The organism is Streptomyces sp. (assembly GCF_031178505.1).
GTDB lineage: Bacteria > Actinomycetota > Actinomycetes > Streptomycetales > Streptomycetaceae > Streptomyces > Streptomyces gulbargensis.
Genome location: NZ_JAPSIW010000317.1, coordinates 1 through 7418, shown reverse-complemented (window position 1 = coordinate 7418; position 7418 = coordinate 1). Strand labels below are relative to the sequence as shown.

Sequence of the window (7418 nt, the reverse complement as noted above, 5' to 3'; positions counted from 1 at the left end):
TCCAGGGTGCGGCCGCCGTGGGTGCGGGCCGCGACCACGAAGTCGCCGGAGAACGACTGGCCGCCGGCCGGGCGCAGCGCCATCTCCCGGTGCCAGCCCTGCGGGAGGCGGGGCAGGGCGCTCTGGACGCGGATGCGTTCGCGCAGGTCGAACAGCATGGTGCCGCCGCGCCGCCAGGGCACGCCGACCCGGGCCCGGAACTGGGCGATGAGCAGCCCGAAGAGGCCGCAGGCGGCCACGACGAGCACGGTGCCGGGGGTGACCCTGGCCGGGCCCTGGGTGTACGGGCCGAGGGCGAAGGACTCGACGATGAGCGCGCAGGCGGCCGCCGCGTACAGGCCGAGGAGGCTGGCGGGGCGCAGCAGCAGCCCGCCGGCCACGATGGGCAGGACGAGGACGGCGGGGGCGCACCACACCGGGTTGACGAGGGTTCCGGCGGCGAGGGCCGGGATCGTCAGGAGCAGCCCGGCGAGGGCGAGCCGGTCGGAGCCGTCGCCGCGGAAGTAGTCGACCCCCGTTTTGCGCAGGGCGGTGCGGGCCCGGCGGGCGCGCCTGCGCAGCCGGGCCGCGTACGTGTGCATTCCCGCGCGGTGTCCCATTGGCCAGTGACCCTATCCATCCGCTCCGGGGTCGTGCAGGGGTACCCCGGTGACAAGGTGCGTGAAATCGGGTCGCCCCGGGCGCGGGAGCCCTGATATCGATGGCATATGACGACGGAATTGCGGGTGCTGGACCCGGCCGAGTGGGACCGCTGGTACGAAGTTCTCGCCCTGGCGTTCGGGGGCGTGCAGGAGGAGCCGGAGGAACGCCGGCTCTGGCAGGACCTGACCGAGCACGACCGCTTCCTGGGCGCCTGGGACGGGGATCTGCCGGTGGGTACGGCGGGGGCGTTCTCGTTCCGCCTGACGGTGCCGGGCGGGGCGTCGGTGCCGGCGGCCGGGGTGACGATGGTGAGCGTGGCGGGGACGCACCGCCGGCGCGGGATCCTGACCTCGATGATGCGGCGGCAGCTGTCGGACGTACGGGCGTGGGGGGAGCCGCTGGCGGTCCTGACGGCCTCGGAGCCGGAGATCTACGGGCGGTTCGGTTACGGCGCGGCCTCGTACACGGCGCACGCGACGATCGACACGCACCGGGTGCGGCTGTCGGTGCCGGAGGGCACGGACGCGGTGAGGCTGCGGGCGGCGGATCCGGCGGCGGCCTCGGAGGCCTGTGAGGCGGTGTACGCGCGGCTGGTGCCGACCCGGCCGGGGATGCTGGCCCGGCGGCCCGGGTGGGAGCGGCTGCCGCTGCTGGACCCGGCGGGTAGCCGGGAGGGGGCCTCGGCCCGGCAGTGTGTGCTGGCGGAGCGGGACGGGGAGGTCGTGGGCTTCGCGCTGTACGCGATCAAGCCGGACTGGTCGTTCGCGGGTCCCGAGGGGACGGTGGTGCCGCACCAGGTGATGGCCCTGGAGCCGGCGGCGGAGGCGGCGCTGTGGCGGTTCCTCTGCTCGGTGGACCTCACCTCGAAGGTACGGATCCACAGCCGGCCGGTGGACGACGGGTGGCAGCACCTGGTGTCGGAGCTGCGGCGGTGCGAACCGACGGTGCGGGAAGGCCTGTTCGTCCGCCTGGTGGAGGTGGGCGCGGCCCTGGAGGCGCGGACGTACCAGGCGCCGGTGGACGTGGTGTTCGAGGTGGCGGACGCGTTCTGCCCGTGGAACGAGGGGCGCTGGCGCCTCACGGGTGACGCGAAGGGCGCGGTGTGCGTCCGTACCTCGGAGCCGGCGGACGTGGAGCTGTCGGTACGGGAGCTGGGCGCGGCCTATCTGGGCGGGACGTCGCTGCTGTCGCTGGCGGCGGCCGGCCGGGTGCGGGAGCTGCGGGACGGGGCGCTGACGGAGGCGTCGGTGGCGTTCGGGTCCCCCGTGGCGCCGTGGCTGCCGCACGGGTTCTAGGACGTGTCCGGAACGTAGCGGCGGCCGCCCGCAGGACAGGGCCCGCGGCGTCCGGGAGGACCGCGAGGCGGAGGGTCGCCCTCGTACCGGGCGTACGAGGGTGATCCCGACCATGCCGGGGCGCCTCCCGTGCCGGAAGGGCCACGGTGCCATGGGGGCATCTCCCGGGCGAGCCCCGGGAGGTCGCGGGCCGGGCAGGCCGCCCGGCCGTCAGCGCTGCTGGCAGGCCGGGCACCAGAAGAGGTTGCGGGCGGCCAGTTCGGCGGTGCGGATCCCGGTGGCGCACAGGTGGCAGGGCAGGGCGGCGCGGCGGTAGACGTACACCTCGCCGCCGTGGTCGTCGACGCGCGGCGGACGGCCCATGGCCTCGGGGGTGTGCTCGGGCCGGACGGTGTCGATGCGGTTGAGCCGGACGCCTTCGCGCATGAGGGCGACGAGATCGGTCCAGATCGCGTCCCACTCCCCCGGCGTGAGGTCCTTGCCGGGGCGGTAGGGGTCGATGCCGTGGCGGAAGAGGACCTCGGCCCGGTAGACGTTGCCGACGCCGGCGATGACCTTCTGGTCCATGAGCAGGGCGGCGATGGTGGTGCGGCTGCGGGAGATCCGGCGCCAGGCCTTGTCCGGGTCGTCGCCCTCGCGCAGCGGGTCGGGGCCGAGCCGGTCGTGTATCGCGCGCTTCTCCGCGTCGGTGATGAGCGCGCAGGTCGTGGGGCCGCGCAGGTCGACGTAGGCCTCGGGGGTGGCGAGCCGGAGGCGCACGGTGTCGGTGGGCGGCGGGGCCGGTGCGGCGCCGAAGGTCACCTTGCCGAAGAGGCCGAGGTGGATGTGGATCCACTCCTCGCCGGGGAAGCCGAGGAAGAGGTGTTTGCCGTGGGCCTCGGTGGTCTCCAGGACGGAGCCGTCGAGCAGGGCCGCCGAGTCGGCGAACTTGCCCTGCGGGCTGGAGACGCGCACGGACCGGCCGCCGAACCGTTCGCGGTGGTCGGCGGCCAGTCGGTGGATCGTGTGCCCTTCGGGCATCAGGCGGTCGGCTCCTGCGGGTGGTGGGCCGGAATGGGGGGCAGCTCGCCCGTGTTCTCGTAGGCGGTCAGCATGTCGATGCGGCGCGTGTGACGCTCGTCACCGGAGTAGGGGGTGTTCAGGAAGATCTCGACGAACTTGGTCGCCTCTTCCTGGGTGTGCATGCGTCCGCCGACGGAGATCACATTGGCGTTGTTGTGCTCGCGGCCGAGGGCGGCGGTCTGCTCGCTCCAGGCGAGGGCGGCGCGGACTCCCTTGACCTTGTTCGCGGCGATCTGCTCACCGTTGCCGGAGCCGCCGATGACGATGCCCAGGCTGTCCGGGTCGGCGGCCGTCCGCTCGGCGGCACGCAGGCAGAACGGCGGGTAGTCGTCGAGGGCGTCGTAGATGTGGGGACCGCAGTCGACGGGCTCGTGGCCGTGGGCCCGCAGCCACTCGACGAGGTGGTTCTTGAGTTCGTAGCCGGCGTGGTCGGAACCGATGTAGACGCGCATGGATCCGAGTGTGGCACGCCGGGAGCGGGGTAGCGGTCAGCGGGGTCGGGACCTTCCCCCGGCCCGGTCCGGACCTTCGGCCCTGGCGACGCTCCCTCGACAACGATCCGGAACGAAGACTTCCGATCATCCCTGTCCACGGGGTTGAATGCTCGGGCTCGCGACCCGAGCAGCCCCACACACACGAGGAAGCGTTCATGAACACGCAACCGACCCTGACGACGGACGGCGGGAAGGCCGGCGAACCCGGCGGCACCGGCGCCTCGCAGTCGCCCGACGGCCTCAAGGCCGGACTCAAGAACCGCCACCTGTCGATGATCGCCATCGGCGGTGTCATCGGCGCCGGCCTGTTCGTCGGCTCCGGCGCGGGCATCGCCGCCGCCGGTCCCGCGATCCTCCTCTCCTACGCCCTCGTCGGCGCCATGGTCGTCTTCGTCATGCGGATGCTCGGCGAGATGGCGGCCGCCCGGCCGACCTCGGGCTCCTTCTCCACCTACGCCGACCAGGCGCTCGGCCGCTGGGCCGGCTTCACCATCGGCTGGCTGTACTGGTTCTTCTGGGTCGTGGTGCTGGCCGTCGAGGCGACCGCCGGCGCGGTCATCCTGGAGGGCTGGGTCCCGGCCGTACCGCAGTGGGCCTGGGCGCTGATCGTGATGGTGGTCCTCACCGCGACGAACCTCGCCTCCGTCTCCTCGTACGGCGAGTTCGAGTTCTGGTTCGCCGGCATCAAGGTCGTCGCGATCGGCGCGTTCGTGGTCATCGGTCTGCTGGCCGTCTTCGGCGTGCTGCCGGGCTCGGACAACCCCGGCGCCGGGTTCGCGCACCTCACCGACACCGGGGGCTTCCTCCCGATGGGCGCGGGCGCGATCCTCACCGGTGTCCTGATGGTCGTCTTCTCCTTCATGGGCAGCGAGATCGTCACGCTGGCCGCCGGCGAGTCCGAGGACCCGCAGCGGGCCGTGACGAAGGCGACCAACAGCGTGATCTGGCGGATCGGCGTCTTCTACCTGGGCTCGATCTTCGTCGTCCTCACGCTCCTGCCGTGGAACGACAAGTCGATCGTCGAGAAGGGCTCGTACGTCGCCGCCCTCGACTCCATCGGCATCCCGCACGCCGGCCAGGTCATGAACGTCATCGTGCTGACCGCGGTGCTCTCCTGCCTGAACTCCGGCCTCTACACGGCCTCCCGCATGGCCTTCTCGCTCGGGCAGCGCGGTGACGCGCCGAAGTCCTTCGCGAAGGTCGACAAGCGGAGCGTGCCGCGGGCCGCGATCCTCTCCTCGGTCGTCTTCGGTTTCGTCGCGGTCTTCTTCAACTACAAGTGGCCCGACACCGTCTTCGCCTTCCTGCTGAACTCCTCCGGCGCCGTGGCCCTCTTCGTCTGGCTGGTCATCTGTGTGACGCAGCTGCGGATGCGCGGCATCATCCTGCGCGAGTCGCCCGAGAAGCTGGTCGTGCGGATGTGGCTGTTCCCGTACCTGACCTGGGCGACGATCGGCATGATCGTCTTCGTCCTCGGCTACATGCTGTACGACGGCGGCAGCGCCCGCGAGCAGGTCGTGCTCTCCCTCCTCGTGGCGGCCCTGGTCCTGGTGATCGCCCTGGTCCGGGAGCGGATCGCGAAGTCCTCGGCGCGCCCGTAGGTTCCGCCCGGCATACGCGAAGGCCCCGCCGCTCCAGGGAGCGGCGGGGCCTTCCGCGTGCCGGTGCGGCGGGTCAGGAGGCGCGGCCCGCGAGCTTCCAGGCGGCCGGCAGGGCGCCCATGGCGAGGGCCGCCTTGAGCGCGTCGCCGATCAGGAAGGGGACCAGGCCGGCGGCGACGGCCTGGCCGAGGGTCATGCCGGTGGCGAGAGCCAGGTAGGGCACGCCGACCGCGTAGATGATCGCGGAGCCGAGCACCATGGTCCCGGCGGTGCGCAGGACCGAGCGGTCGGCGCCGCGGCGGGCGAGGGCGCCGACGACGGTGGCGGCGAGCAGCATGCCGAGGATGTAGCCGAAGGACGGCATGGCGTAGCCGGAGGTGGCCTGGGCGAACCACGGAACGCCCGCCATGCCCACCACGGTGTAGAGGGCGAGGGAGAGGAAGCCGCGGCGGGCGCCGAGCGCGGTGCCGACGAGCAGGGCGGCGAAGGTCTGGCCGGAGACGGGGACCGGGGAGCCGGGGACCGGGACGGAGAGCTGGGCGGCGAGGCCGGTGAGGGCGGCGCCGCCGGCGACGAGGGCGATGTCGCGGGCGCGGCTCGCGGGGAGCAGATCGGCGAGGACGGTGCCCGTACGGAGGGTGCGGGCGGGGGCGGCGGCGGTGCTCATCGTTACTCCGCGGGGGTGAGAAGGGAGGGACAGGTTGACGCTATGCCAGGAGTGAACGCCCGATCACCGTGAGGCGTCGACAAAGCCGGAGCTCAGCACTTCATGGGGTTTCGACAAAAGAGGAAAACCATGCACGGCGCCACGTGACCCTGGTCACTGGCGAGTCGCTGCGAGACGCCCCTTTTGCCTCCGGGCCCGGTCACCAGGGAGACTGTGGGGTCCCCATAAAGGTGTCCCTTCCCCGAGAGCACGAGCCCACCATGCGCGACGACGCCCCGCCGTCCTCCCCGCTCGCCGAACCCGAGCCCCTCTCCCACGGTCTGAAGCAGCGTCACCTGACGATGCTCGGGCTCGGCGGGGTCATCGGCGCCGGCCTCTTCGTCGGTTCGGGCGCGGGCATCGCCGTCGCGGGGCCCGGGATCGTCCTCTCGTACCTGATCGCCGGGACGCTCGCGATGCTGGTGATGCGGATGCTGGGCGAGATGTCGGCGGCGATGCCGGCCTCGGGCGCCTTCTCCGTCCACGCCGAGCGGGCGCTGGGGCGCTGGGCGGGCTTCTCGGTGGGCTGGCTGTACTGGTTCCTGCTGGTGGTCGTCCTCGCCGTGGAGGCGACGGGCGCGGCCCGGATCGCGAACGGCTGGGTCCCGGGGTTCCCGCAGTGGGCCTGGGTGCTGGTCTTCATGCTGGTCTTCACGGCGGCCAACCTGGCGGCGGTGAAGAACTTCGGCGAGTTCGAGTTCTGGTTCGCCGCGCTCAAGGTCGGCGCGATCGTCCTCTTCCTGGTCCTCGGGGTCCTCGCGATCGCGGGCTGGCTGCCGGACACCGATCCGGTCGGCCTCGCCAACCTCACCGGCCAGGGCGGTTTCCTGCCGCACGGCTGGGAGGGCGTCGTCTCCGGCGTCCTCGCCGTCGTCTTCGCCTTCGGCGGACTGGAGGTCGTCACGATCGCGGCGGCCGAGACGGAGGATCCGGCGCGGAACGTGGCGCGGGCGGTGCGCAGCGCGGTCTGGCGGATCCTCCTCTTCTACGTGGGCTCGATGCTGGTCGTGGTGACGCTGCTGCCGTGGACGGCGATGGAGCCGGGCCGCTCGCCGTACGTGGCCGTGCTGGACGCGATCGGAGTGCCGGCGGCCGGCCAGATCATGAACGTGGTGGTGTTCGTGGCGCTGCTCTCGGCGCTCAACGCCAACCTGTACGGGTCGTCCCGGATGGTGTTCTCGCTGGCCGAGCGCGGGGAGGCGCCGCGCGGGCTGCTGCGGGTCTCGGCGGGCGGGGTGCCGCGGCGCGCGGTGCTCGCCTCGGTGGCCTTCGGTTTCGTCTCGGTCCTGCTCAATCTGAAGTGGCCGGATTCGGTCTTCCTCTACATGCTCAACGCGGTGGGCGCGGTGCTGCTGTTCGTGTGGGCGCTGATCGCGGTCTCGCAGCTGCGGCTGCGGCGCCGGATCGAGCGGGAGGCGCCAGAGACACTGACGCTGCGGATGTGGGGCTTCCCGTGGCTGACCTGGCTGGCGCTGGCCGCGATGGCGGGGGTGGTCGTGCTGATGCTGACCGACGAGGGGTCGCGCCCGCAGGTCCTGTGGTCGGCGGCGGCGACCGCCGCGGTGCTCCTGGTGGCGTGGGTGCGGGAGTTCCGTACCCGTTCGGCCCCTTCCGCGCA

The 7418-nt window shown here is 72.5% G+C and carries 6 protein-coding genes and 1 pseudogene; 3 read left to right on the top strand and 4 right to left on the bottom strand.

Annotated elements, in window-relative coordinates:
• Positions 1 to 599, bottom strand: a pseudogene (locus RIF68_RS20420) (serine/threonine-protein phosphatase); the annotation flags it as partial.
• A gap of 108 nt (positions 600 to 707) precedes the next feature.
• On the opposite strand from RIF68_RS20420, the gene RIF68_RS20415 reads away from it, so the two are divergent.
• Positions 708 to 1937, top strand: a complete 1230-nt coding sequence (locus tag RIF68_RS20415; RefSeq protein WP_309052732.1) for a GNAT family N-acetyltransferase — start codon at positions 708 to 710, stop codon at positions 1935 to 1937.
• 210 nt (positions 1938 to 2147) lie between these two features.
• Here the strand turns inward: RIF68_RS20415 and RIF68_RS20410 are convergent, their stop codons facing one another.
• Together RIF68_RS20410 and RIF68_RS20405 are read right to left on the bottom strand one after the other, a co-directional pair.
• Complete coding sequence (locus tag RIF68_RS20410) at positions 2148 to 2957, bottom strand: DNA-formamidopyrimidine glycosylase family protein (protein WP_309052731.1); 810 nt, start codon at positions 2955 to 2957, stop codon at positions 2148 to 2150.
• Entirely contained in the window at positions 2957 to 3451 is a 495-nt protein-coding gene (locus tag RIF68_RS20405; RefSeq protein WP_309052730.1) for a ribose-5-phosphate isomerase, read from the bottom strand. Before RIF68_RS20405 ends, RIF68_RS20410 begins: the two co-directional genes overlap by 1 nt.
• Positions 3452 to 3648: 197 nt before the next feature.
• Here RIF68_RS20405 and RIF68_RS20400 point away from each other — a divergent pair, with 197 nt between their 5' ends.
• On the top strand, positions 3649 to 5094 hold the full coding sequence (locus tag RIF68_RS20400; protein WP_309052729.1) for an amino acid permease: 1446 nt from the start codon (positions 3649 to 3651) through the stop codon (positions 5092 to 5094).
• A gap of 73 nt (positions 5095 to 5167) precedes the next feature.
• Here RIF68_RS20400 and RIF68_RS20395 read toward each other — a convergent pair whose 3' ends face one another.
• Positions 5168 to 5761: a biotin transporter BioY gene (locus RIF68_RS20395; RefSeq protein WP_309052728.1), complete on the bottom strand. Its 594-nt coding sequence runs from the start codon at positions 5759 to 5761 to the stop codon at positions 5168 to 5170.
• Between the two features lie 167 nt (positions 5762 to 5928).
• Between RIF68_RS20395 and RIF68_RS20390 the strand changes: the two genes are divergently transcribed.
• Positions 5929 to 7418: amino acid permease (locus tag RIF68_RS20390; protein ID WP_375165723.1), on the top strand; the 1490-nt coding region annotated here is incomplete at its 3' end.

Bases quoted from the DNA above. Each gene is read 5' to 3' on its own strand.
- RIF68_RS20400 (WP_309052729.1), top strand. From the start codon at position 3,649: ATGAACACGCAACCGACCCTGACGACGGACGGCGGGAAGGCCGGCGAA.
- RIF68_RS20395 (WP_309052728.1), bottom strand. From the start codon at position 5,761: ATGAGCACCGCCGCCGCCCCCGCCCGCACCCTCCGTACGGGCACCGTC.
- RIF68_RS20405 (WP_309052730.1), bottom strand. From the start codon at position 3,451: ATGCGCGTCTACATCGGTTCCGACCACGCCGGCTACGAACTCAAGAAC.
- RIF68_RS20415 (WP_309052732.1), top strand. From the start codon at position 708: ATGACGACGGAATTGCGGGTGCTGGACCCGGCCGAGTGGGACCGCTGG.
- RIF68_RS20410 (WP_309052731.1), bottom strand. From the start codon at position 2,957: ATGCCCGAAGGGCACACGATCCACCGACTGGCCGCCGACCACCGCGAA.